The following is a 22815-nucleotide window of genomic DNA, read 5'->3' as shown; positions in this document are numbered from 1 at the left end:
TCCAGTGCGGTATAAGCAGCCTCATCCATGGCCAATGAAAAGAAGACCGTCCGCCTGCTGATCCTGGAAGACTCCCAGAACGAAGCCGAGCGCCTGGTCAGCCTGTTCCGCAATGCCGGCCGCGCCACCCGCGTCCACCGCATCACGTCCAGCGAAGACCTCCTGGAAGTCCTCCCCCAGGGCTGGGACCTGCTGATCGCCGCGCCTGACAGCAGCGCCATGGCTCCCAGCGAGGCGCTGAACAGCATTCGCCGCCAGGCCAAGGATATCCCCTTCATCCAACTGATCACCGGCAACGACTCCGATGCGGTGACCGAAGCCCTCGCCCTGGGAGCCCAGGACGCCCTGCCGCAAGGCGAGGACGAACGCCTGATCCTGGTCGCCAAGCGCGAACTGGCCAACCTCGAGGAGCGTCGTGCCCGCCGCGCCGCCGAAGTTGCCCTGCGGGAAACGGAAAAGCGCTGCCAGCTGCTGCTGGACAGCTCGGTGGACGCCATCACCTACGTCCACGACGGCATGCACATCTATGCCAACCGCGCTTACGTCGACCTGTTCGGTTACGACGACGCGGAAGAGCTGGAAGGCATGCCGATGATCGACCTGATCGCCGGCAGCGACCAGGCGACCTTCAAGGACTTCCTCAAGGGTTATCAGACCACCGAGGACAACGCCGACCTGGCCTGCAGCGGGATCAAGGTCGACGGCCAGGCGTTCGGTGCGCGCATGACCTTCTCCCCGGCCACCTATGACGGCGAGCCGTGCATCCAGGTGGTGATCCGTGCCGAGACCGACAACGCCCAGCTCGAAGAGAAACTGCGCGAGGTCAGCAGCCAGGACCTGGTTACCGGCCTGTACAACCGTGGCCACTTCCTCGACCTGATGGACAGTGCCGTGGAGCGCGCGGTGACCGCCAGCCAGCCGGCCAGCTTCGCCTACATGCTGCTCGACCGCGCCCAGACCCTGCAGCTGAACCTCGGCGTCGCCAGCATCGACCTGCTGCTGGCCGACCTCGGCAACCTGCTGCGCGCCCACTTCCCGCAGGAAGCCCAGCTCGCCCGCTTCAGCGACGACGTGTTCGCCGTGCTGCTGCCGGGACATGCTCCGGAACAGAGCAAACCGCTGTTCGCCAGCCTGGTGAAGAAGATCGAGGGCTATCTGTTCGACATCCACGGCCGCACCGCCCAGGTGACCCTGTCCGTCGGCGTTGCCGGACTGGACGAGAAGACCACCCGGGCACAGGACGTCATCGAACGTGCGCACCGCAGCGCCGACGAAATCGCCCAGAGCGAAGGCAATGGCCTGAAACTCTACGACCCGGCCGACGAACTGGCCGCCGCCGCCAACCGCGGCGACACCCTGGCGATCATCCGCCAGGCCCTGGAGCAGAACAGTTTCCGCCTGCTGTTCCAGCCGATCATCAGCCTGCGCGGCGACACCCACGAGCACTACGAAGTGCTGCTGCGCCTGCTCAATCCGCAGGGCGAGGAAGTGCCGCCGGCGGACTTCCTCGCCGCCGCCAAGTCGGGCGGCCTGGCCGAGAAAATCGACCGCTGGGTCCTGCTCAACTCCATCAAGCTGCTGTCCGAACACCGCGCCAAGGGCCACGACACCAAGCTGTTCGTGCACCTCTCCAGCTCCAGCCTGCAGGATGCCGAGCTGCTGCCCTGGCTGAACGTGGCGCTGAAAGCCTCGCGCCTGCCCGCCGACGCCCTGATCATCCAGATCAGCGAACCCGATGCGATCAGCTACCTCAAGCAGGCCAAGGCGCTCAGCCAGGGGCTCGCCGAGCTGCACTGCCAGGTCGCCCTGTGCCAGTTCGGTTGCGCGCTCAACCCGTTCAATACGCTTAAGCACATGAACGTCGACTTCGTGAAGGTCGATGGCTCCTACGTGCAGGAGCTGGGCAAGGCGGAGAACCAGGAGACCCTCAAGACCCTGATGGCCAGCCTGCACGCCCAGGCCAAGCTGACCATAGTGCCGATGGTGGAGAGCGCCAGCGCCCTGGCGACGCTCTGGCAGGCCGGCGCCAACTACATCCAGGGCCACTACCTGCAAGGCCCGAGTCAGGCGATGGATTACGACTTCGCCTCGGACGAATAGTCACGGCGCAGTTGGGGTTAATCGATCGCGGACAGAGTCCGCTCCTACGCCCAATCTGAACGTAGGAGCGGACTCTGTCCGCGATCGGGTTCGCTTCACACGGAACCCCTGCAAAAAAAAGCCGCCCCAAGGGGCGGCTTTTCTTTGCGCAGACGAATCAGCGGCCATCGGCCCCTTCACGATCGCGGAAACCGAGCAGGTAGAGGATGCCATCCAGCCCGAGGGTGGAGATCGCCTGCTTGGCCGACTGTTTGACCAGCGGCTTGGCGCGGAAGGCCACGCCCAGGCCGGCCAGGCCGAGCATCGGCAGGTCGTTGGCACCGTCGCCCACGGCGATGGTCTGCTCCAGTTGCAGGCCTTCCTTCGCCGCCAGTTCACGCAGCAGGTCGGCCTTGCGCTGGGCGTCGACGATGGGCTCGATGGCCACGCCGGTCAGCTTGCCGTCGACGATCTGCAGTTCGTTGGCGAACACGTAGTCGATGCCCAGCTTGGCCTGCAGCTGCTTGGCGAAGTAGCTGAAGCCACCGGAGAGGATGGCGGTCTTGTAACCCAGGCGCTTGAGCTCGGCGAACAGCGTTTCGGCGCCTTCTGTCAGGCGCAGCGAAGCGCCGATCTCTTCCAGCACGTCCTCGGACAGCCCTTTGAGCAGCGCCAGACGCTCCTTGAAGCTGGCGCGGAAATCCAGCTCGCCGCGCATCGCGCGCTCGGTGATCTCGGAAACCTGCTCGCCCACGCCGGCGGCCTTGGCCAGCTCGTCGATGACCTCGGCCTCGATCAGGGTGGAGTCCATGTCGAACACCGCCAGGCGGCGGTTGCGACGGAACACCGAGTCCTGCTGGAAGGCGATGTCGACGTTCAGCTCCTGGGCCACGCTGAGGAACTCCGCGCGCAGCGCCACCGGATCGGCCGGCTCGCCGCGCACCGAGAACTCAATGCAGCCCTTGCCCTGGTCGGCCGGCACATCCAGCGCCATGCGCCCGGACAGGCGGTCGATCTGATCGATGTTCAGACCGTACTTGGCGGTGATCGAGCTGACCCGCTGCAACTGCTCCGCAGTCACCCGACGGGTCAGCAGGGTCACAATGTGGCGCGGCTTGCCCTGGCCACCGACCCACTGCCGGTAGTCGTCTTCCGAAACCGGGGTGAAACGCACCTGCTGGTCGAGCTTGTAGGCCGTGAACAGCACATCCTTGAGCACCGAGGATGCCTGTTCGGTATCCGGAATCTCGACCAGGATGCCGAAGGACAGGGTGTCGTGGATCACCGCCTGGCCGATGTCGAGGATGTTCACGCCACCCTGGGCCAGCACGCCGGTGATGGCTGCGGTGAGACCGGGGCGGTCTTCCCCGGTGATGTTGATCAGGACGATTTCGCGCAAGGCGCTGTCTCCGCCGTGTAAAAAAGGCCGACATTCTACCTGCTTTCCGCCGCGCCCGCCCGGTTGGCGGGCTGCGCCGCCGATCGGATTGACAGGCCCGATCACCACCCATCTCGGCCTCCGTCGTATTGACAAGGCCTGCGGCGCTTTGCCCCTCCGGAGGCGCTCGTTATACTGGCCCGTATCTGCCCTACTGAAGACCGAGCCCGCTGTGACCCGGCCCACCTCCGTCAAGCCCGACAATTTCTTCCTGCTGCTCTTCCACGCCCTGCGCCAGCGCCGTGTGCCGATCGCCCTGCGAATCGCCATCCACACGCTGTTGCTGGTGGCCGCCGCCCTGGTGATCTACGCCTGGGTCATGGGCATGCAGTTCAAACAGGCCATGCAGCAACAGGCCGATGCCCTGGGCCAGAGCCTGACCACCCAGACGGCGCAGTCCGCTACCGAGCTGCTGGTGTCCAACGACATCCTCAGCCTCAACGTGCTGCTCAACAACCTGACGAAGAACCCGCTGGTCGCCCACGCGGCGATCTACAGCGTGGACAACCGCATCCTCGCCGAATCCGGCACCCGCCCCAAGCAGGGCCTGCTGGGCGATACCGAGGGGCTGTACTCCACGCCCATTACCTTCCAGGAAGTGATCGCCGGCCACCTGCGCATCAGCCTCGACATGCACCAGTTCGAGCAGCCGATGACCGTCAGCCTGCAGAGCATGGGGCTGATCAGCCTGATCCTGCTGCTGCTCACCCTGACCTTCGGCCTGCGCCTGGGCCGGCAGATTTCCACCCCCTTGTTGCAGCTTCGTGTCTGGTTGCGCGATCCGGACGACCCCGCGCCCGGCGCCGGGCTGCAGAACGAGATCGGCGACCTGGCCCGCCAACTGCAAGCGCGCCTGGTGCCGGAGAAGCCGCCAGCTCCCGAGCCGGTCGTGGCCGCGCCAGCGCCACGACCGAAAGCCACGGCGAAGGCCGCCGCCAAGGAGCCCGTGCTGGAAGAAGCCGGCGCCAAAGACGAGCACGAGTTCGACGAGAACATCTTCTCCGAGGATGAACTCCCCGCGCCGAAAGCGCGTCGCTCCACAGAGTCCGAAGGCGACGAAGATTTCCCCGAGGACGAGTTCAACACCCTGGCGGAAGAGGAAGCCGAGGACGAAATCGGCGTCGACGCCGAAGAAGAGCCCGAAGCCGAGCCGGAACCGCTGTCCAGCGGTACCAGCGCGGTCCTCGCCGTCCAGCTCGGCGCCCAGGAGCAACTACGCCGCCTGCCGCGCGCGCGCCTGGTCGACCTGCTGCAACGCTACCGCGACTGCCTGGAACAGGCTGCGCGCCTGTACAAGGGCACGCTCTACACCCTCAACGACGGTGGCAGCCTGATCCTCTTCCACAGCCGCGACCAGGACGAGGAATTCCTCACCAACGCCCTGTGCTGCGGCGAACTGATGCGCGCCCTGGGCCACGCCCTGCAGATCGAGGTGGCCGACAGCGGCATCACCCTGCAACTGCAGCTGGGCCTGGTGCTGGGCGAAGACGTCGCCGACCTGGAGCAGGCCGAACTGCTGCAGGATTCCGCCGCACAGAACGCCCTCGCCCTCAGCCAGCACAGCCGCAACCTGCTGCTGGTGGAGAAAACCATCGGTGATGACGAGAAAGTTCGCGAACGTGCGCGTATCCGCCCGATCGCCAGCCCGGAAAACGCCTCCTGCGTGGAATGGCTGAAGGAGCCCTATCCGTCGATGCTGGAACGCCAGCTCTCGCGCATGCGCGCCCTGCGCACCAGCTGACTCTCAATAGCAAGAGAGGGGGGCCGCAAGGCCCCGCATGGAACGGACTCCATGACCACCCTGATCACCCATCCCCTGCCGGCGCTGGCCGTCGGCCTTGCGCTCGGCTCACGAGTGATCCCGCCGCGCCTGCTGCTGGCCGGCATGCTCGCCGCCTGCCTGCCCGACCTCGACGTGGTCGCCTTCAAGCTCGGCATCGCCTACAGCGACGCCTTCGGTCATCGCGGCTTCAGTCACTCGTTGCTGTTCGCCGCCCTGGTCGGGGCGCTCGGTGCCATGGCATGTCGACTGCTGGACTGCGGCCCGCTGAGAGCCGGCCTGTGGATTGGCCTCGCCACCGCTTCGCACAGCGTGCTCGATGCCATGACCGATGGCGGGTTGGGTGTGGCCTGGTTCTGGCCCTGGAGCGATCAGCGCTACTTCCTGCCGCTGCACCCCATCGAGGTTTTGCCTATCGGCCTGTCGCGCTTCCTCAGCCCACGCGGCGCGCAGGTGCTGCTGTCAGAGGCGCGTTGGGTCGGGATACCCTGCCTGGCCGTCGCCTTTGGCGGCATCGCGCTGCGCCGCCTGCTGCGCCTGCGCGACTGACTCGAACTGCATCCGGATCTGCTGCAACAGCGAAGGTCCTTCCTCGGCACCCTCCGGTAACTGCGCGGTATAACCCTGGAAACTGGCGAAACGCGCACGAAAGTCGAGGTCGATGCGGAAGCGGTTATCCCAGCCCGCCGAAGGCGCCGGCAGCAACTGGTCGCAGCCTTTGAGCATCTGTTGAGACGGGCAGTCCTTGAAGGCCCGCGGATAGAACTGCCGCTTCCACAACACCCAGGGAGACAGCGACAAGGCATCGATACGGTTGCGCCGCAGGTCAAGCTCCAGCAACTGCAGCAGCCCGTTGCCGCCCAGGTACTCGTCCTGGTAGTCCACCATCACCATGTCCACGCTGTGCCCCTGGTCGTTGAGCATGCGCGCGTGGGCCGAGCCCTCGACGTGTCCACTCAGGGTCAGGAATATCTGGTCGTTGCGGCGGATCAACTGCTCCCAGAGCAGGGGGCCACTGTCGCTGCCCTCGCGGGACAGCTGCGGGGCCTCGCCGGCCTTGTGGTAGAGGATGTTGTGCGAGGCGACGATCACCGGAATGTGCGGGTGCGCATCGATGACCTGCTGCGCCCAGTCGAGCGTTGCCTTCGACGGGCTCCAGTCCAGCGCCAGCAGGAGGAAGGACTGGCCGTACCTGCGGAACAGGTGGTACTGGCTCAGGCCCAACGGATCGCTGCCGCCATAGGTGCTCTGCCAGGCCGCGCGCTGCGGGCCGAAATGATCCTTGAAACGGTCGCGGAACGAGCGCTGGTCATCGGGCGTGACGGCGCCATGGATATCCCGGTCGCCGCTCATGATGCTGTAGGGCACACCGCCCTCCTCCAGCACCCGCATCGCCCCGCTGGCGACCTGCCATTGGCTCAGGGTGCCGGCGTTCTGCACCACGTCGCCCAGGTGCACCACCATCGGCACCTGCAACACTTCGGCATTCTTCGCCAGCCACGAGGTCTGGGCGAAGAATGCCAGCGCCGGTTCGTAGGGCAAGCCCTCGAAGCGTTCCTTGCTGCGGAACAGACGCAGCTCGCGATGATTGTTCTCGGCGTAGAACTGCGTATCCGGCAACAGCGGCAGGATGAAGCTCCCCGACGGCGCGGTCACCTGCAGCGGCGGCATCGGGTGCTGGCGGAAGAAGGCCTGGTCGTGGGCGACGTGCTCGTAGCTGTCAGAGCCCTGGCAGCCGCATAGCAGCAAGCCGAGCCCGAGGGCGGACAACAGCGACTTCATCGCGCAGCACCGAACAGGCTGGCGTCGTTCACGCGCAGCAGACAGAAGGGGTTGTAGTCGAAGCTCCCGCTGAGCAGCGGAGCCTCCAACGCCGGGTACTCGGCTTTCAGGCGCGCGGCACTCTCCGCACCCAGCATCAGGTAGTACCGCCCGTGCAGCGCGGCGAGCTGTTCAGGGCTATCGGCGAACAGCGGTTGCATATCGCGGTCGAGGTTGACCATGAACTTGATCGCCTGCGCATCGCGCCCCATGCCGTAAAGCACCAGCGGCGCCGGATCCTTGAGCACTGCGGCGTCCACCGCCAGGGAAAACGCCCGGCTGTCATACAACTGCCGTTGCGCCGGCTCGATTACCAGCAGATAACTGCCCCACAGCGCCAGCACCGCGCCGAGCGCCAACCACTCCGCACGGCGCTCGCGGCGCAACAGTCGGTGCAGGGCGAACAGCTGCAGGACGAGCAGAGCGCCCAGGCATAGCCAGAGTTGCAGGCCAAGCCCTTGCAACGCCTGCGGGTAGTGTCGCCAGCCCAACCACACCGCCAGCAGCATGATCGCCGGCAGCAGCAGCCAGAGCGCCTGGGACAGGCCCCGCAGGAACACGGCCAGACGCTGACCGGCTACCTGGAACGGATAGGTCGCGACAATCGCCGCCAAGGGCGCCATCGCCACGATGTAGCGAGCCTTCTTCGCCTGCGGCAGCGACAGACCGATCATCACCACCAGCGCCGCCAGCGCACAGCCGATGACCAGCCGCGCCGCCGGATCGTTCCGGCGCCGCCACAGCAGCGCCAGGGCCGGCACCGCCAGCGGGAATGCCAGGGCATAGTTGCCCAGCGAGCTATGGAAGTAATACAGCGCGTCGCTGGCGCCGGCGCTGCCATCCAGGCGGCCGGTCACCTGCATGTGCAGCACATCCTGGGCGAACGCCTCGCCGCCAACCCCTCGCGCCACGAACAGCAGCAGGACAGTGCACGCCCCCAGGAGCAGCAGCGCCGTCAGGGAAAAAGCCAGCAGGCGACGCCATTGCCGGTCCACCAGCAACTGGCTGCAGACCATGCCGGCCGGCACCACCAGCCCCAGCGGGCCACGCAGCGCGAAACCGGCGAGCAGCAGCGGCAGCAGGCGCGCCAGCAACCCGATGCTGGAATAACGCTCGCCGCGCACCGCGAAGAAGAACGCCAGCATCCCCACCGCCGCCACCTGCAGATCGAGTGACACCGCCCGCGTCTCGCCGAGAAAGGTCAGGGTGAGCAGCAGCATTGCCACGCTGAGCAGGGCCCAGCGCTGGGAAAAGGGGGCAACCAGGCGATAGGTCAGGCCGACGATCACGGCGGCCGCCAGGGCGCTTGGCAGCCAGGCGCTGAACAGGTCGACGCGCCCCAACGGCAGCGACAGCAGGTAGATCAGGAAGGTCGAGGTCGCCGGATAGTCCGGATAGGGCTCGCCATAGGTGGTCGGGAACAGGCTGGGGCCGTGGCGCAGCATTTCCTTGGCGAAGAGTACGAAGCGCGAGTCGAAGCCCACTACCGAGGCGCCATGCGCGCCCAGCAGAAACAGCCCGAACGCCGCCAGGGCGACGCACAGCGTCTGTCGGGTCAAGGCGGTAGCCGCCTGACCGGAATGGGAAAGTGGAAGTGACGACGACACGTCGAGCCCCTGGCAGGCACGCTACGGAAGGATTTCCACGCGATCGAGACCTGCGAACGGCGACTTTGATACCACTTAGGGCGTCAAGAAGATGTCAAGCAGAGAGCGGCGTGCCGGGAAACCGGCCGCGATGCGAAACGGCCCGTAAAATCAGATTTTCCGGGCCATTTTCGGTCAGAAGCGGTAGACCTCGACATCGGTGCGGATCGGCACCACCAGCGGGATCTTCGGCCCCTCCTCCTTGGGCTTGGCCTTCTCGGTATTGGCCACCGCCGGCTTGCGCGCCGGCGCAGCAGACTGCTCGGCCACGGCCGCAGCCACCGGACGCACATCCTTGGCCAACTGCACCGAGAGCTTGCGCAACAGGTCGCCCTGCGCCCGAACCTGGTCCTGGATGCTGCCCGAATGTTCCTCTTCTTCGTGGAACACGCGGCTATCGCGCAGCTCGCCCTTCTGATCGAGCAAGCGCCAACGCGCCTCCAGAACCGCGGGCTCCTTTGGGCCGGAGTCCAGGCGACTGATGGTCAGCATGACCTGCACCTGCGGGGTGAAGCCGGGCTTTTCCGGGAACAGGGCCAGGCGGGTACTGTCGAGCTGGCTCGACAGCAGGCGCAGCAGTTGCTGGCTGACGTTGGTTTCCAGGCTCCCCGCCCAGCGGGCATCGGTGGACAGACTGAGAATGCCATCGGCCTGACGCTGGACCATGGTCTCACGTTTCAGATAGTCGGCCAGGGAGACCGGACCGAGGAGCACAGCGACACCATTTTCGCGGGTCGGAACCGACGCGGCACCTGCATCCAGTTGATACAGCTGGGTCGGTCGATTCACTGTGCAGCCCGCCAGCCCGAGGAGGCTGACGAGGGAAAGACATGCCAGGACGCGCAGAGCGCTCATCGTGAATCACCGTCATTCGCCGAGAATCGGCGCTACTTCCAACATTTCAAGTAACTTCAGGACAACGCGCCACGGCGCCGGTTGTCAAAGGGACCTATCATCCCTCAACCGGCGCCATAGCTCCAGCAGCAGAATGTATCGTGCTGCGTTTCAGTCCTGAGACAGCGATTCTACCAGCAGACTGTCCACTCGCTGGAAACCGCGTGGCAATTTATTGCCTCGACGGCCCCTTTCGCCCTTGTAGTGCTCCAGGTCGTCACCCTTGAGGGAGAGCGTCCGCTTGCCTGCCTGCAGCACCAGAGTCGCGCCCGTCGGAAGAACGGCGAGGTCCGTCAGATACTCCTCGCGGCTGGCCACGCGGTCGCCCGGCACGCTGATGATCTTGTTGCCCTTGCCCTTGGCCAGCTGCGGCAGGTCGGAAACCTTGAACAGCAGCAGGCGGCCTTCGGTGGTGACGGCGGCCAGCCAGTCCTGCTCGACGTCCGCGACCGGACGCGGCGCCATCACCTGCGCCCCATTGGGCAGGCTGAGCAGCGCCTTGCCGGCCTTGTTCTTGGCCTGCATGTCCTCGCCCTTGACCACGAAGCCGTAGCCTGCGTCGGACGCCAGTACATAGAGCGCGGCGTCCTCAGGCAATAGAACACGATCGAATGTTGCACCCGGTGGCGGGGTCAGGCGGCCGGTCAGTGGCTCGCCCTGGCCGCGGGCCGACGGCAGGCTGTGGGCGGCCAGCGAGTAACTGCGGCCGGTGGAGTCGATGAACACTGCGTACTGGTTCGAACGGCCCGGCGCGGCCACCTTGAAACCGTCGCCGGCCTTGTAGGACAGGCCGGTGGCATCGATGTCGTGCCCCTTGGCGCAACGCACCCAGCCCTTCTCGGACAGCACCACGGTCACCGGCTCGGTCGGCATCAGCTCGGTTTCCGACAAGGCGCGGGCCTCGGCGCGGGCGACGATGGGCGAACGGCGGTCGTCGCCGTAGGTTTCGGCGTCGGCGATCAGCTCGTCGCGCACCAGTTTGCGCAGCTTGGCGTTGGAACCCAGGATCGCCAGCAGCTTGGCACGCTCCTTGGCCAGCTCGTCCTGCTCGCCGCGGATCTTCATCTCTTCCAGGCGCGCCAGCTGACGCAGGCGGGTGTCGAGGATGTAGTCGGCCTGCAGCTCGGAAAGCTCGAAACGCTGCATCAGGACCGGCTTGGGCTGGTCCTCGGTGCGGATGATGTGGATGACTTCGTCGAGGTTGAGGAAGGCGACCAGCAAGCCCTCCAACAGGTGCAGGCGCTTCTCGACCTTGTCCAGGCGGAACTGCAGGCGGCGGCGCACGGTGTCGGTGCGGTAGGTCAGCCACTCGCTCAGCACCTGGCGCAGGTCCTTGACCTGGGGTTTGCCGTCCAGGCCGATGACGTTCATGTTCACCCGGTACGAGCTTTCCAGGTCGGTGGTGGCGAACAAGTGGGTCATCAGCTCTTCGGCGTCCACGCGGTTGGAGCGCGGGATGATGACGATGCGGGTCGGGTTCTCGTGGTCCGACTCGTCGCGCAGGTCGGCGACCATCGGCAGCTTCTTGGCCTGCATCTGTCCGGCGATCTGCTCCAGCACCTTGGCCCCGGAGACCTGGTGCGGCAGCGCGGTGACCACGATGTCGCCATCCTCGACGCGGTACACGGCGCGCATGCGCACCGAGCCACGGCCGGTTTCGTAGATCTTCTGCAGGTCGGCGCGTGGGGTGATGATTTCCGCCTCGGTGGGGAAATCCGGGCCCGGCACGTGCTCGATCAGGTCGGCGACGGTAGAGCCCGGGTTATCCAGCAGATGCACGCAGGCGGCGGCCACTTCGCGCAGGTTGTGCGGCGGAATGTCGGTGGCCATGCCCACGGCGATGCCGGTGGTGCCATTCAACAAGAGGTTGGGCAGGCGCGCCGGCAGTACCGCCGGTTCTTCCAGGGTACCGTCGAAGTTCGGCACCCAGTCCGCGGTGCCCTGGCCTAGTTCGGACAGCAGGGTCTCGGCGTAGCGCGACAGGCGGGCCTCGGTGTAACGCATGGCGGCGAAGGACTTGGGATCGTCCGGCGCACCCCAGTTGCCCTGGCCGTCGACCAGCGGGTAGCGGTAGGAGAACGGCTGGGCCATCAGCACCATGGCTTCGTAGCAGGCCGAATCGCCGTGGGGGTGGTATTTACCCAGCACGTCGCCGACGGTACGCGCCGACTTCTTGTGCTTGGCGTCAGCGTCCAGGCCCAGTTCGCTCATGGCGTAGACGATGCGCCGCTGGACGGGCTTCAAGCCATCGCCGATGTGCGGCAGGGCGCGGTCCATGATCACGTACATGGAATAGTTCAGGTAAGCCTGTTCGGTGAAGTCGGCCAGTGACCGGCGCTCCACGCCCTCCAGACTCAGATCGAGGGTTTCGCTCATGCGTGCCTCACGGTGAAGATTGCTGGCGCAGCACCAGGGTGCCGTCCTGCTGGGTGAAATCGAGTTGCTTGAGGGCGCTCATGCCGAGCAGCACCTCGTCGCCTTCCATGCCCGGCGCGATCAGCGCGGACACGTCGTTCAAACGGATGTCGCCAAGCTGCAGCGAAGACAGGCGCGTACGCCAGCCCTCGCTGCGGCCGTTGGCGGTGTTCAGGGTGATCGGAGCCCCCAGCGGCAGCCCCAGGCGCCGGGCCAGCGGCTGCGGGATGGCGACCTGGGTGGCGCCGGTATCGAGCATGAAGGTCACCGGCGTGCCGTTGATCGTGCCGTCGACCACGTAGTGGCCGGCACGGTTGCCGAGCAGGCGCACTTCCACGTAGCCATTGCCCTTCACCGACTGCGGTTGCGCGTTCGGGTTGTGCTGGCGGTCTTCCCAGGCGCCGAAATAGCGGGTGGCGAGCAGGATGCCCGCGCCCCAGGCGAGGAACATCATGACCTTGCCGATCCGCCGTCCCGGCACCGCTTCGCTCATTTGCCACCAAGCCAACCGCCGCTCGGCGCGGCGAAGCGCAGCACATAGGGCCGCGAATCACCGTCGGCGCGCGCGTGCTCGCCGTTGTCCAGGCCGATCCAGGCGCCCTTGTCGTCGATCAGCAGCGCCTCGGCCACACCGTAGGGCAGGTCGTAGCGCCGCTGCGGCGCCAGGGCTCCAGCGGCGAACGACCAGCATTGCTCCTGCGCGCCGGTATTCACATCACGACGGCAGATCTGGTGCGCCAGGCGTTCGAGGGTGAACAGCTTGTCCTTGTACAGCGCAAGGTCGGAAAAATCGACGGACAGCGGTCGGTCACTGCCCAGTTCCGGCGGTGGCAGCATGGTGCCGCCCTCACTGAGCAGCACGCAGTTGCCGTCGCACTTCCAGGTGCCGTTGTCGTTGCGCACCCGCAGCAGCCCCCGGCGCTGGCGCTCGGCCGCCAGCCACAGGCGCTTGCCGTCCGGGGCGATCACCAGCCCTTCGTAGAGCGCGTTGTAGCTCATCAGCAGGCCGCTGGCCCGGGCCTGGCGCAGCAGGGCCTTGGGCAGCGGCAGCCAGGACGCCTCGCCGGCCACCGGCAACAACAGGACGGCCGCGTAGCCTTCGCTGACCACGTAGCGGTTGCCCGCCTGATCGCAGGTGATGCCTTCGAAGTCCATCGCACCGCCGCGCACCAGGCTGCCCACGCTGACGCGCGCGCGCATGCCCCAGGACAGCCCGCTGTCCGGCACGCCGGGCGAAACGAACGGCTCGGCGGTGGCCTGCCAGGCCTTGCCCGGCTGCTCGTCAGGCAGCAGGCGGTAGACGCGGTCGTCGTCACGATCGGACACCGCCCACACCTCGCTGCCACAGTTCGCCAGCCCCGACAGGTTGCCCTTGGGCATGCCCTCCACCGGATGCTCGGAGACGAACTGCAGGGTGCTGGACACCACCGCAGGCGCGGTATCGGCCAACGCAACGCCGGCGCACAGGCCGAAGGCGGCCAGCAGCCAGCGCATCAGGCGAAGTCCGCCAGGTTGCCCTTGGTTTCCAGCCAGGACTTGCGGTCGCCGGCGCGCTTCTTGGCCAGCAGCATGTCCATGACTTCCACAGTACCCTCGGCATCCTCCAGGGTCAGTTGCACCAGACGACGGGTGTTGGGGTCCATGGTGGTCTCGCGCAGCTGCGGCGGGTTCATTTCGCCCAGGCCCTTGAATCGGGTGACCTGCGGCTTGCCGCGACGCTTCTCGGCGGCCAGGCGGTCGAGGATGCCATCGCGCTCGGCTTCGTCCAGGGCGTAGAAGACTTCCTTGCCCAGGTCGATCCGGAACAGCGGCGGCATGGCGACGTAGACGTGGCCGGCCTCCACCAGCGGGCGGAAGTGGCGGACGAACAGCGCGCACAGCAGGGTGGCGATGTGCAGGCCGTCGGAGTCGGCGTCGGCGAGGATGCAGATCTTGCCGTAGCGCAGTTGGGTCAGGTCGGCCGCGCCCGGGTCGACACCGATGGCCACGGCGATGTCGTGGACTTCCTGGCTGGCGAGTACCTCGCCGCCGTCCACTTCCCAGGTGTTCAGGATCTTCCCGCGCAGCGGCATGATCGCCTGGAACTCCTTGTCCCGCGCCTGCTTGGCCGAGCCGCCGGCGGAATCACCTTCCACCAGGAACAGCTCGGCGCGCATCGGGTCCTGCCCTGCGCAGTCGGCCAGCTTGCCGGGCAGCGCCGGGCCCTGGGTGATCTTCTTGCGCTCGACCTTCTTGCCCGCCTTGAGGCGGCGGCCGGCGTTGCTGATGGCCAGTTCCGCCAGTTGCAGGCCCAACTCGGGGTGGGCGTTGAGCCAGAGGCTGAAGGCGTCCTTCACTACGCCGGAGACGAAGGCCGCCGCCTCGCGGGAGGAAAGGCGCTCCTTGGTCTGGCCGGAGAACTGCGGTTCCTGCAGCTTCATCGAGAGCACGAAGGCAATGCGCTCCCAGACGTCTTCCGGCGCCAGCTTCACGCCGCGCGGCAGCAGATTGCGGAATTCGCAGAACTCGCGCATGGCGTCCAGCAGGCCCTGGCGCAGACCGTTGACGTGGGTGCCGCCCTGGGCGGTGGGAATCAGGTTGACATAGCTTTCCTGCAGCGATTCGCCGCCCTCGGGCAGCCACAGCAGGGCCCAGTCCACCGCTTCCTTGTTGCCGGCCAGCGCGCCGCAGAACGGCTCGTCGGGCAAGCGCAGGTACTCGGAGACCGAGTCGACCAGGTAGGAACGCAGGCCATCCTCGTAATGCCATTCGACGCGCTCGTCGCTGGACTTGTCCTCGAAGGTGACCAGCAGGCCGGGGCACAGCACGGCCTTGGCCTTGAGCACGTGCTTCAGGCGGCTGACCGAGAACTTGTGCGAATCGAAGTATTTGGCGTCGGGCCAGAAGCGCACGGTGGTACCGGTGTTGCGCTTGCCGACGCTGCCGACGACTTCCAGGTCGCTGGACTTGAAGCCGTCGGCGAAGGTCATGCGGTATTCGCTGCCATCACGCTTCACACGCACTTCGACCAGGGTCGACAGCGCGTTCACCACCGAGATGCCCACGCCGTGCAGGCCGCCGGAGAACTGGTAGTTCTTGTTGGAGAACTTGCCGCCAGCGTGCAGCTTGGTAAGGATCAGCTCGACACCCGGCACGCCCTCTTCGGGGTGGATGTCCACCGGCATGCCACGGCCGTCGTCGATCACTTCCAGCGAGTTGTCCTCGTGGAGGATCACCTGCACGCTTTTCGCGTGGCCGGCCAGCGCTTCGTCGACGCTGTTGTCGATGACTTCCTGGGCCAGGTGGTTGGGACGGGTGGTGTCGGTGTACATGCCCGGGCGCTTGCGCACCGGATCGAGGCCGGAGAGGACTTCGATGGCGTCTGCGTTATAGGCGTTCTGCTGGGCCATGGGGTCCCTACTTAATCAGAGGAAATTGGTTCAAAGGTCGAGAAGTCTACGTCGCGCCACAGGCCGGTGGGTATACCGGCGAAGGCCAGCAGCGCCGGCAGGTGGCTGACGAAGCGCTGGAAGCCGTGGTCGCCGCCCGCCTCGATGCGCAGGGCGCAGGCCCGGTAGTAGCGCTCGGCGGCGCGGTAATCGAGGGTTTCGTCGGCGGTCTGCAGCCACACCTGGTAGCGCGAGCCATCGACCGGCGCCGGCACTTCCAGTTCGGCCAGGGCCTGGATGTGATCGTGCGTCAGCTCCCAGGTCTCGCCGCTGTAGTAATTGGTCTGCGGCCCGAGCCGACCGTCGAACAGCCGGTGCGGCGCCACGGCCGGGTTGACCAGCACGGCCTTCAGGCCATGTCGCTCGGCCAGGTGGGTGGCGTAGTAGCCGCCCAGAGAGCTGCCGATCAGCAGCGGCTGGCCGAGTTCGGCGATTGCCGCTTCCAATTGCGCCATGGCCTGGCGCGGGTGGTGGTGCAGCGCGGGAACCCGCACCTGCGCCGCCAGCCCCAGGTGCTGCAGGGCGGCCACGAACTGGCGCGCCTTCTGCGAGGCGGGCGAGCTGTTGAAGCCGTGGATATAGAGGAATGCAGTCATGGGCCGGGAGGCTACAAGCTGCAAGCGCCATGCCGCAAGTGGGTCGCACCGAGGATGGCGACTGGTACGAGCCCCGGCCTCAATAGCCCTTGATGCTGTAGTCGACTTCGAAGTCGATGCCGGTCACCCGCGACACGCCGGTTTCCAGCGAACCATCGGGATGCAGGCGCAGCCAGCGGTAGCCCGGAGCGGGACTGTCGACACAGAAATCCTCGCTGCCCGGCGTGAACTGCACGCAGGTGGACGGCGAGGCCAGCAGGCGGACGTCGCCGCGCATCCGGTCGATCTCCTGGTGCACGTGGCCCCAGAGCAGGCAGCGGACATTCGGGTAACGGTCGATCACCGCGAACAACCGCTCGGGATTGTGGATGCCGATGCGATCCATCCACTGGCTGCCGATGGGCACCGGATGGTGGTGGAAGCTGATCAGCAGGTGCTTGTCCGGCGCGGCCTGGATGGCGCGTTCGAGCAAGTCGAGTTGCTCATCGTTCATCTGTCCCGGCACGGCGCCCGGGATGGTGGAATCGAGCAGGATGACGCGCCAGCTGCCCAGGTCGATCACCGGCTCCAGCAGGTCGGTGCCCGCCGTCGCTTCGCGCATCATTTCGAGTTCGTCATGGTTGCCGGGGAACCAGCGGATCGGCGCGGCAAGCGGCGCGGTGATCTCACGGAAGCGCTGGTAGGACGCCAGGCTGCCATCCTGCGACAGGTCGCCGGTGGCCAGCACCAGGTCGACGTCCGGCTGCTCGTCACGGACGAGGCGGACCACCTGGTTCAGGCTGTCGGCGGTATCCATGCCCAGCAGGCGACCATCGGGTTCGGCGAACAGATGGCTGTCGGATAGCTGGACCAGCAGGACCGGTGCGGTAGCGGAGGGATGTGCGGGCACTGGAGGCAAAGCGCCTTCTCCTGTGAGGCGGGCGTCCACGATGGGATGAGTATGGTGACAGTCACGCCCTCCGGCAAACCGGGAAAGCGTCACAGATCACATTTAGGGACACGCGGCGGACGACGGGCGGACAGCATATCATGGCGCAATGCCATCATGACGATATCAGCGCTGCAGCACCGGCTCCAGCTCATGGCCGCAGGACAGGCAGTGGCTCAGCCATTCGCCAAGGAACAGGTTGAGCTGGTTCTTCTCGTCCGGCTGGTGCATCGCCTGGTTCGGGTAGGGGTAGATCGCCAGCAGACGCCGCGCCTGCTCCGCGCCAACCACTTCGGCCATGCGCGCGTCGTGGTACACCCGCACTTCCAGCCTGGGCGCCGGCAGCCAGGGCAGGCCCAGCTCCTGGCGCACCTGCAGCACGGTGGTGTAGGGGCAGGCTTCCACCACGTCCAGCGCCAGCACGCCGAGCAGGCGCTCGCCTTCGCTGAGCGCCACGCGGCGCGAGACCTGGGTTTCACGCATTTCGGGCAACAGGCGCATCAGGCGCAAGTAGTTCGCCTCGCAGGTCGCCTGCAATCCGGCCAGGTCGACGCGATAGCGCTCGCGCAACAGATTCACACCCATAACCCCCTTACCTCGGCGCGATTCAGCGCCAGCCATTGCAGGGCGAGCATGCTCGCCGCGTTGTTGATGCGTCCATCGCGCACGGCCTGCAGCGCCTCCTCGAAGGGCAGCACGTGCACACGGATATCCTCGCCCTCTTCCGCCAGGCCATGAATGCCCGCCGCGCCGCTGCTGTCGCAACGGCCGACGAACAGGTGCACCAGCTCGTTGCTGCCACCGGGCGACGGCAGGTACTGGGCGATCGGCCAGAGCGCGCCGAGGGTCAGGCCGGCCTCTTCCACCGCTTCGCGGCGGGCGACCTCCTCGGGCTCCTCGTCCTTGTCGATCAGACCGGCGACCAGCTCCATCAGCCAGGGATTGACCCCGGCGTCCATCGCGCCGACACGGAACTGCTCGATCAGCACCACTTCATCGCGTTGCGGATCGTAGGGCAGCACGCAGACGGCGTCGTGACGCACGAACAATTCGCGGGTCAGCACGGGCCCCATGCCACCGGCGAACTGGCGATGCCGCAGGTGCAGCCGGTCGAGTTTATAGAAGCCCTTGAAGCACTGCTCGCGCTTCTGGATCTCGACATCCTGGGGGCCTGGCTTGAACGTATCCGACATCCCGTTCCACTCACTGATCGATTGAACTTCGCGCCATCCTATCGCGCCGCCCGGCATGGCGCAGCCTCTTTCTCGGACCGCCCGGCGGGCCGCGCGAGCGTGCGCCCGTCACCTGCCACCAAGCCGCGGAGTGGTTCATACTGCCGGCCGAACCTGCGGCCGCCATGACGGTCCAACCCGCCCATGTCCGCGACGACAAGGAATCCCATGCGTCTTCTGAAACTCGCTGCCCTCGGCAGCCTCTGCCTGTTACTGGGGGCCTGCCAGAGCCTGTTCAAACCCGGTCTCGACGAACCGCTGAGCGCCCGTCACACCAGCTTCGAGCACCTCAAGCCCGGTTGCCAGGGCGAGCAGTGCCCGCTGTTCAATCTCGACACCCTGAGCTTCGACGACGAGCCGGCGCTCAACGCGGAGATCGACCGCCAGCTGCTGGAGCTCGCACGCAGCCCCGACGGCGCCGTGCCGGCCAGTCTCGATGTCTACGAGAAGCGCTTCCTGGACAGCGCCGAGCCGGGCTGGAGCAGCTACCTGCAAGCCAAGATCCGCGAACAGCATGACGGTCTGGTGATCATCGAGCTGTCCAGCTATCGCTTCACCGGCGGCGAGTACGGCCAGCCGGGACGCGCCTTCATCAATTATGACCGTCGTCTGCACAAGGTGCTGGCTTTGCAGGACATTCTTCTGCCCGGTCAGGAGGAAGCCTTCTGGAAGACCGCGCGCCTGGCGCACCAGGCGTGGATTCTGCAGAACAAGCTGGATGAGCAGGACCCGAACTTCTCCAAGGACTGGCCGTTCCAGGCTACCCCGCACTTCGCCCTGACGTTCGGCGCGCTGACGCTCAAGTACGACATCGACCGTATCGCGCCGCATTCGGTTGGGCATCCGGAGTTGAAGATTCCGTATCCGCGCCTGAACGGCATCGTGAAGCCGTATTACTTCCCGGGGCGGGGAGCGCAGTAGATCAGCGCCGGAGTTGCCGGTGAATCATCGCGGACGAAGTCCGCTCCTACGTCAGGACTCAGCACGTGCGTAGGAGCGGATTCATCCGCGATCAGCCGGCAACGCCGGCATTGGGCGGGTTCGCGAGCAATAACGATGGCGTCCCCCTCGCTCCTACAAAAACCGTTGCGCCGGCGTTGAGCCTGTAGGAGCGAGCTTGCTCGCGAACCGCCTCAGGCCGAAGCCAACTCCTTGGCGCCGATCCGCCCCAGCAGCAGCTGCAGCACACCCGCCACCACCAGCGCCGGCAGGGTCGCGCCCAGGTCTGGCTGATAGTTCGCCAGCAGGTGATAGACCACCACGCCACCGCTCCAGGCCAGCAGCGAGCCCCAGCGCAGGCCGTGGGGAATCGCGGCCGGCGCACGGCGACGCAGGACGAAGTGGTCGACCAGCACCACACCGAACAGCGGGGCGAATACCGAGCCGATCAGCAGCAGGAAGTTCTGGTACTGCGCCAGCGGTGCGAACCAGGCGATCAGGGTGCAGATCACGCCGATGGCCAGCGCCAGGTGCTCGACCTTCAGCGGCAGCAGGATACCGCTGGAAACCGCCGCCGAGTGGATGTCGGCGAAGGCCTTCTCCGACTCGTCGAGCAGGATCAGCAGCAGCGGGATGCCCATGCCGGCCCCGGCCAGCGCCAGCAGCAGCGCGTTGGCATCACTGCCCTGGGCGAACGCCAGGGTATAGGCCACGCCCAGGCCCATCAGCCAGAAGCAACCGATGAAGAAGCCCAGCGCGGCACCGCCGAAGGTGTGCCCGGCGCGCTTGCCGAAGCGCGAGTAGTCGGCGATCAGCGGCAGCCAGGACAGCGGCATGGCGATGGCGATATCGAAGCCCACGGCGAACGGCAGCGAACCGTCACCGGCCTTGGCCCAGAGCGCGGCCAGGTCGGCGCGCTTGAACAGGTCGAAGGTCAGCCAGATACAGGCGGCGATCAGCAGCCAGATGCCCCAGCGGCGCAGCACCCGCCGCACGAAGGCGAGCGGGCCGCTGACGGCCAGCAGGGTCGCCAGTGCGCCGAACACCAGGGTCCAGAGTGCCGGGCTGGTCCAGCCGCTGCCTTCGCCGAAGGCACGGCCCGCCAGCAGGCTGGCGGCATCGCGCATGACGATGATCTCGAAGGCGCCCCAGCCCACCAGTTGCAGCAGGTTGAGCACTGCCGGCAACGCTGCGCCGTGGCTGCCCAGGCTGAGCTTGAGCGAGGCCATGGCAGCCAGGCCGGTGTCGGTGCCGATCACCCCGGCGCTGGCCAGCAGCAGCACGCCGACCAGGGTGCCGAGCAGGATCGCGCCGAGCGCGCCGGCCAGGCCCAGGCCCGGCGCCAGCAGGGCGCCGGTCTGCAGCACCATCAGGCCGATGCCGAGGGAGAACCACAGGGAAAATACGTCGCGCAGGCCGAGCACGCGCTGGGCGCTATCGACGGCGACGGTGGGGGAATAGTTGGTGGCGGTAGTGGTCACGATGCGTGCAGGGCTCAATTGTTGGGATTGTTTTTTGTTTTTCGTAGGAGCGAGCTTGCTCGCGAACAGCCCAGCCGCAGAGTCGCCGGCGAGCGTGGTTCGCGAGCAAGCTCGCTCCTACAGGCATCCCACCCTCGACGATGAGGATGGGGATACCGGTCACACCTGCTTGTAGATCACCGAGCCCTCTTCCTTGAAGCGCGCGGACTGCTGCTGGAAGCCGGCCTCGATGGCTTTCTGCTCATCGGTCAGGCCGTTTTCCTTGGCGTAGTCGCGGACTTCCTGGGTGATCTTCATGGAGCAGAACTTCGGGCCGCACATGGAGCAGAAGTGCGCGACCTTGGCCGAGTCCTTGGGCAGGGTCTCGTCGTGGAAGGCACGGGCGGTATCCGGGTCCAGGCCGAGGTTGAACTGGTCTTCCCAGCGGAACTCGAAGCGCGCCTTGGACAGCGCATTGTCGCGAATCTGCGCGCCGGGATGCCCCTTGGCCAGATCGGCGGCATGGGCGGCGATCTTGTAGGTGATGATGCCGGTCTTAACGTCATCCTTGTTCGGCAGGCCCAGGTGCTCCTTGGGCGTGACGTAGCAGAGCATGGCGCAGCCGTACCAGCCGATCATCGCCGCACCGATACCCGAGGTGATGTGGTCGTAGCCCGGCGCGATGTCGGTGGTCAGCGGGCCGAGGGTGTAGAACGGCGCCTCGTCGCAGCACTCCAGCTGCTTCTCCATGTTTTCCTTGATCAGGTGCATCGGCACGTGGCCGGGGCCTTCGATCAGCACCTGGACATCGTGTTTCCAGGCAATGCGGGTCAGTTCGCCGAGGGTCTCCAGCTCGCCGAACTGCGCGGCGTCGTTGGCGTCGGCCACCGAACCCGGACGCAGGCCATCGCCCAGCGAGAAGCTGACGTCGTAGGCCTTCATGATTTCGCAGATTTCCTCGAAGTGCGTATAGAGGAAGTTCTCCTGGTGATGCGCCAGGCACCACTTGGCCATGATCGAGCCGCCACGGGAGACGATGCCGGTGACGCGCCTGGCGGTCAGCGGCACGTAGCGCAGCAGCACGCCGGCGTGGATGGTGAAGTAGTCCACGCCCTGCTCGGCCTGTTCGATCAGGGTGTCACGGAAGATTTCCCAGGTCAGGTCCTCGGCGATGCCGTTGACCTTCTCCAGCGCCTGGTAGATCGGCACGGTGCCGATGGGCACCGGGCTATTGCGCAGGATCCACTCGCGCGTCTCGTGGATGTGCTTGCCGGTGGACAGATCCATTACCGTGTCAGCGCCCCAGCGGATGCCCCAGGTGAGCTTCTCCACTTCTTCCTCGATGGAGGAGCCCAGCGCGCTGTTGCCGATGTTGCCGTTGATCTTCACCAGGAAGTTGCGGCCGATGATCATCGGTTCCAGTTCGGTGTGGTTGATGTTCGCCGGGATGATCGCGCGGCCGCGGGCCACTTCGTCACGGACGAATTCGGGGGTGATTTCCTTCGGGATGCTGGCACCGAAGCTCTGGCCCGGGTGCTGCGCATCGAGCAGGCCGGCGGCGCGGGCTTCCTGCAGCTTCATGTTCTCGCGGATGGCGATGTATTCCATCTCCGGCGTGATGATGCCCTGGCGCGCGTAGTGCATCTGCGTGACGTTCTTCCCGGCCTTGGCGCGGCGCGGGGTGCGCACGTGGGCGAAGCGCAGGGCGTCGAGGCTGGCGTCGGCCAGGCGCGACTGGCCGAATTCGGAGGTCAGGCCCGGGAGGATTTCGGTGTCGCCGCGCTCGTCGATCCAGCGCGAGCGGACGTCCGGCAGGCCCTTGCGCAGGTCGATGCGCACATCCGGGTCGGTGTAGGGGCCGGAGGTGTCGTAGACCATCACCGGGGCGTTCTTCTCGCCGCCGAAGGCGGTGGGCGTATCGGCGAGGGAAATTTCCCGCACAGGGACGCGGATGTCCGGGCGAGAGCCGATGAGGTAGACCTTTTTCGAATTCGGGAAGGGCTGGGTCGACTGGCGGTCCAGCTGTTCAAGGCGGGTGACGTTGTTTTTCTGATTGCTCATCCTGGCTCTCCTGGGGTGATTGCCGGGGAGAACCTGAGACGAGAGGAGCTGCTTGCCGCAGCGAAGGGACGCACCCCGGAAAGGGCTGGGGCCGGGGC

At 66.3% G+C, this 22815-nt stretch carries 18 protein-coding genes; 4 read left to right on the top strand and 14 right to left on the bottom strand.

From position 1 onward, the window contains the following. The first annotated feature begins 27 nt into the window (after positions 1 to 27). Entirely contained in the window at positions 28 to 2100 is a 2073-nt protein-coding gene (locus J5M67_RS00645) for an EAL domain-containing protein (RefSeq protein ID WP_207882278.1), read from the top strand. Between the two features lie 157 nt (positions 2101 to 2257). On the opposite strand, the gene serB is transcribed toward J5M67_RS00645, so the two are convergent. Next, on the bottom strand, positions 2258 to 3478 hold the full coding sequence (gene serB, locus J5M67_RS00640; protein WP_207882276.1) for a phosphoserine phosphatase SerB: 1221 nt from the start codon (positions 3476 to 3478) through the stop codon (positions 2258 to 2260). Positions 3479 to 3689: 211 nt separating this feature from the next. Between serB and J5M67_RS00635 the strand changes: the two genes are divergently transcribed. Beyond that, positions 3690 to 5258, top strand: a complete 1569-nt coding sequence (locus tag J5M67_RS00635; protein ID WP_207882274.1) for an AhpA/YtjB family protein — start codon at positions 3690 to 3692, stop codon at positions 5256 to 5258. 51 nt (positions 5259 to 5309) lie between these two features. Continuing rightward, positions 5310 to 5846: a metal-dependent hydrolase gene (locus J5M67_RS00630; RefSeq protein ID WP_207882272.1), complete on the top strand. Its 537-nt coding sequence runs from the start codon at positions 5310 to 5312 to the stop codon at positions 5844 to 5846. Here the strand turns inward: J5M67_RS00630 and J5M67_RS00625 are convergent. The 11 genes from J5M67_RS00625 to J5M67_RS00575 all read right to left on the bottom strand — a co-directional run bounded on the left by J5M67_RS00625 (position 5760) and on the right by J5M67_RS00575 (position 18218). Further along, positions 5760 to 7079 carry a calcineurin gene (locus J5M67_RS00625; protein WP_243434415.1) on the bottom strand — a complete coding sequence of 440 codons (1320 nt, stop codon included), beginning with the start codon at positions 7077 to 7079 and terminating at the stop codon, positions 5760 to 5762. The genes J5M67_RS00630 and J5M67_RS00625 overlap by 87 nt on opposite strands. Beyond that, on the bottom strand, positions 7076 to 8677 hold the full coding sequence (locus tag J5M67_RS00620) for a glycosyltransferase family 39 protein (RefSeq protein WP_207882271.1): 1602 nt from the start codon (positions 8675 to 8677) through the stop codon (positions 7076 to 7078). Before J5M67_RS00620 ends, J5M67_RS00625 begins: the two co-directional genes overlap by 4 nt. 222 nt (positions 8678 to 8899) lie before the next feature. After that, positions 8900 to 9619 (bottom strand): membrane integrity-associated transporter subunit PqiC, encoded by a 720-nt coding sequence (locus tag J5M67_RS00615; RefSeq protein WP_207882268.1) that lies wholly within the window; start codon positions 9617 to 9619, stop codon positions 8900 to 8902. 150 nt (positions 9620 to 9769) lie between these two features. Then, complete coding sequence (gene parC, locus J5M67_RS00610; RefSeq protein ID WP_207882266.1) at positions 9770 to 12034, bottom strand: DNA topoisomerase IV subunit A; 2265 nt, start codon at positions 12032 to 12034, stop codon at positions 9770 to 9772. A gap of 7 nt (positions 12035 to 12041) precedes the next feature. After that, positions 12042 to 12566, bottom strand: a complete 525-nt coding sequence (locus J5M67_RS00605) for a TIGR02281 family clan AA aspartic protease (protein ID WP_207882264.1) — start codon at positions 12564 to 12566, stop codon at positions 12042 to 12044. Continuing rightward, positions 12563 to 13567: an esterase-like activity of phytase family protein gene (locus J5M67_RS00600; RefSeq protein ID WP_207882262.1), complete on the bottom strand. Its 1005-nt coding sequence runs from the start codon at positions 13565 to 13567 to the stop codon at positions 12563 to 12565. The genes J5M67_RS00605 and J5M67_RS00600 overlap by 4 nt, the downstream gene beginning before the upstream one ends. Next, positions 13567 to 15462, bottom strand: a complete 1896-nt coding sequence (parE, locus tag J5M67_RS00595) for a DNA topoisomerase IV subunit B (protein WP_207882260.1) — start codon at positions 15460 to 15462, stop codon at positions 13567 to 13569. The genes J5M67_RS00600 and parE overlap by 1 nt, the downstream gene beginning before the upstream one ends. A gap of 11 nt (positions 15463 to 15473) precedes the next feature. Then, positions 15474 to 16097 (bottom strand): YqiA/YcfP family alpha/beta fold hydrolase, encoded by a 624-nt coding sequence (locus tag J5M67_RS00590; RefSeq protein ID WP_207882258.1) that lies wholly within the window; start codon positions 16095 to 16097, stop codon positions 15474 to 15476. A gap of 79 nt (positions 16098 to 16176) precedes the next feature. Further along, entirely contained in the window at positions 16177 to 16986 is an 810-nt protein-coding gene (gene cpdA / locus J5M67_RS00585; protein WP_207882256.1) for a 3',5'-cyclic-AMP phosphodiesterase, read from the bottom strand. Between the two features lie 165 nt (positions 16987 to 17151). Beyond that, positions 17152 to 17610, bottom strand: coding sequence for a DUF1249 domain-containing protein (locus tag J5M67_RS00580; protein WP_207882254.1), 459 nt, complete (start codon positions 17608 to 17610; stop codon positions 17152 to 17154). Continuing rightward, on the bottom strand, positions 17601 to 18218 hold the full coding sequence (locus J5M67_RS00575; protein WP_207882252.1) for an NUDIX domain-containing protein: 618 nt from the start codon (positions 18216 to 18218) through the stop codon (positions 17601 to 17603). Before J5M67_RS00575 ends, J5M67_RS00580 begins: the two co-directional genes overlap by 10 nt. Positions 18219 to 18425: 207 nt before the next feature. Here J5M67_RS00575 and J5M67_RS00570 point away from each other — a divergent pair, with 207 nt between their 5' ends. Then, on the top strand, positions 18426 to 19178 hold the full coding sequence (locus J5M67_RS00570) for an RsiV family protein (protein ID WP_207882250.1): 753 nt from the start codon (positions 18426 to 18428) through the stop codon (positions 19176 to 19178). A gap of 212 nt (positions 19179 to 19390) precedes the next feature. On the opposite strand, the gene cytX is transcribed toward J5M67_RS00570, so the two are convergent. Beyond that, positions 19391 to 20677, bottom strand: a complete 1287-nt coding sequence (cytX, locus tag J5M67_RS00565; protein WP_207882249.1) for a putative hydroxymethylpyrimidine transporter CytX — start codon at positions 20675 to 20677, stop codon at positions 19391 to 19393. 159 nt (positions 20678 to 20836) lie between these two features. Beyond that, a complete protein-coding gene (gene thiC, locus J5M67_RS00560) occupies positions 20837 to 22717 on the bottom strand; it encodes a phosphomethylpyrimidine synthase ThiC (protein ID WP_207882248.1) in 1881 nt (626 codons plus the stop codon). Positions 22718 to 22815 lie beyond the last annotated feature (98 nt).

It is taken from the genome of Pseudomonas sp. 30_B (genome assembly GCF_017491605.1).
Lineage (GTDB): Bacteria > Pseudomonadota > Gammaproteobacteria > Pseudomonadales > Pseudomonadaceae > Pseudomonas.
The sequence above is the reverse complement of the archived record's forward strand: the minus strand, read 5'-3'. Positions and strand labels throughout refer to the sequence as shown.

Coding starts and splice junctions, on each gene's coding strand:
- J5M67_RS00645 (WP_207882278.1), top strand. CDS start 28: ATGGCCAATGAAAAGAAGACCGTCCGCCTGCTGATCCTGGAAGACTCC.
- J5M67_RS00630 (WP_207882272.1), top strand. CDS start 5,310: ATGACCACCCTGATCACCCATCCCCTGCCGGCGCTGGCCGTCGGCCTT.
- J5M67_RS00625 (WP_243434415.1), bottom strand. CDS start 7,079: ATGAAGTCGCTGTTGTCCGCCCTCGGGCTCGGCTTGCTGCTATGCGGC.
- J5M67_RS00615 (WP_207882268.1), bottom strand. CDS start 9,619: ATGAGCGCTCTGCGCGTCCTGGCATGTCTTTCCCTCGTCAGCCTCCTC.
- parC (WP_207882266.1), bottom strand. CDS start 12,034: ATGAGCGAAACCCTCGATCTGAGTCTGGAGGGCGTGGAGCGCCGGTCA.
- J5M67_RS00605 (WP_207882264.1), bottom strand. CDS start 12,566: ATGAGCGAAGCGGTGCCGGGACGGCGGATCGGCAAGGTCATGATGTTC.
- J5M67_RS00600 (WP_207882262.1), bottom strand. CDS start 13,567: ATGCGCTGGCTGCTGGCCGCCTTCGGCCTGTGCGCCGGCGTTGCGTTG.
- parE (WP_207882260.1), bottom strand. CDS start 15,462: ATGGCCCAGCAGAACGCCTATAACGCAGACGCCATCGAAGTCCTCTCC.
- J5M67_RS00590 (WP_207882258.1), bottom strand. CDS start 16,097: ATGACTGCATTCCTCTATATCCACGGCTTCAACAGCTCGCCCGCCTCG.
- J5M67_RS00580 (WP_207882254.1), bottom strand. CDS start 17,610: ATGGGTGTGAATCTGTTGCGCGAGCGCTATCGCGTCGACCTGGCCGGA.
- J5M67_RS00575 (WP_207882252.1), bottom strand. CDS start 18,218: ATGTCGGATACGTTCAAGCCAGGCCCCCAGGATGTCGAGATCCAGAAG.
- J5M67_RS00570 (WP_207882250.1), top strand. CDS start 18,426: ATGCGTCTTCTGAAACTCGCTGCCCTCGGCAGCCTCTGCCTGTTACTG.
- thiC (WP_207882248.1), bottom strand. CDS start 22,717: ATGAGCAATCAGAAAAACAACGTCACCCGCCTTGAACAGCTGGACCGC.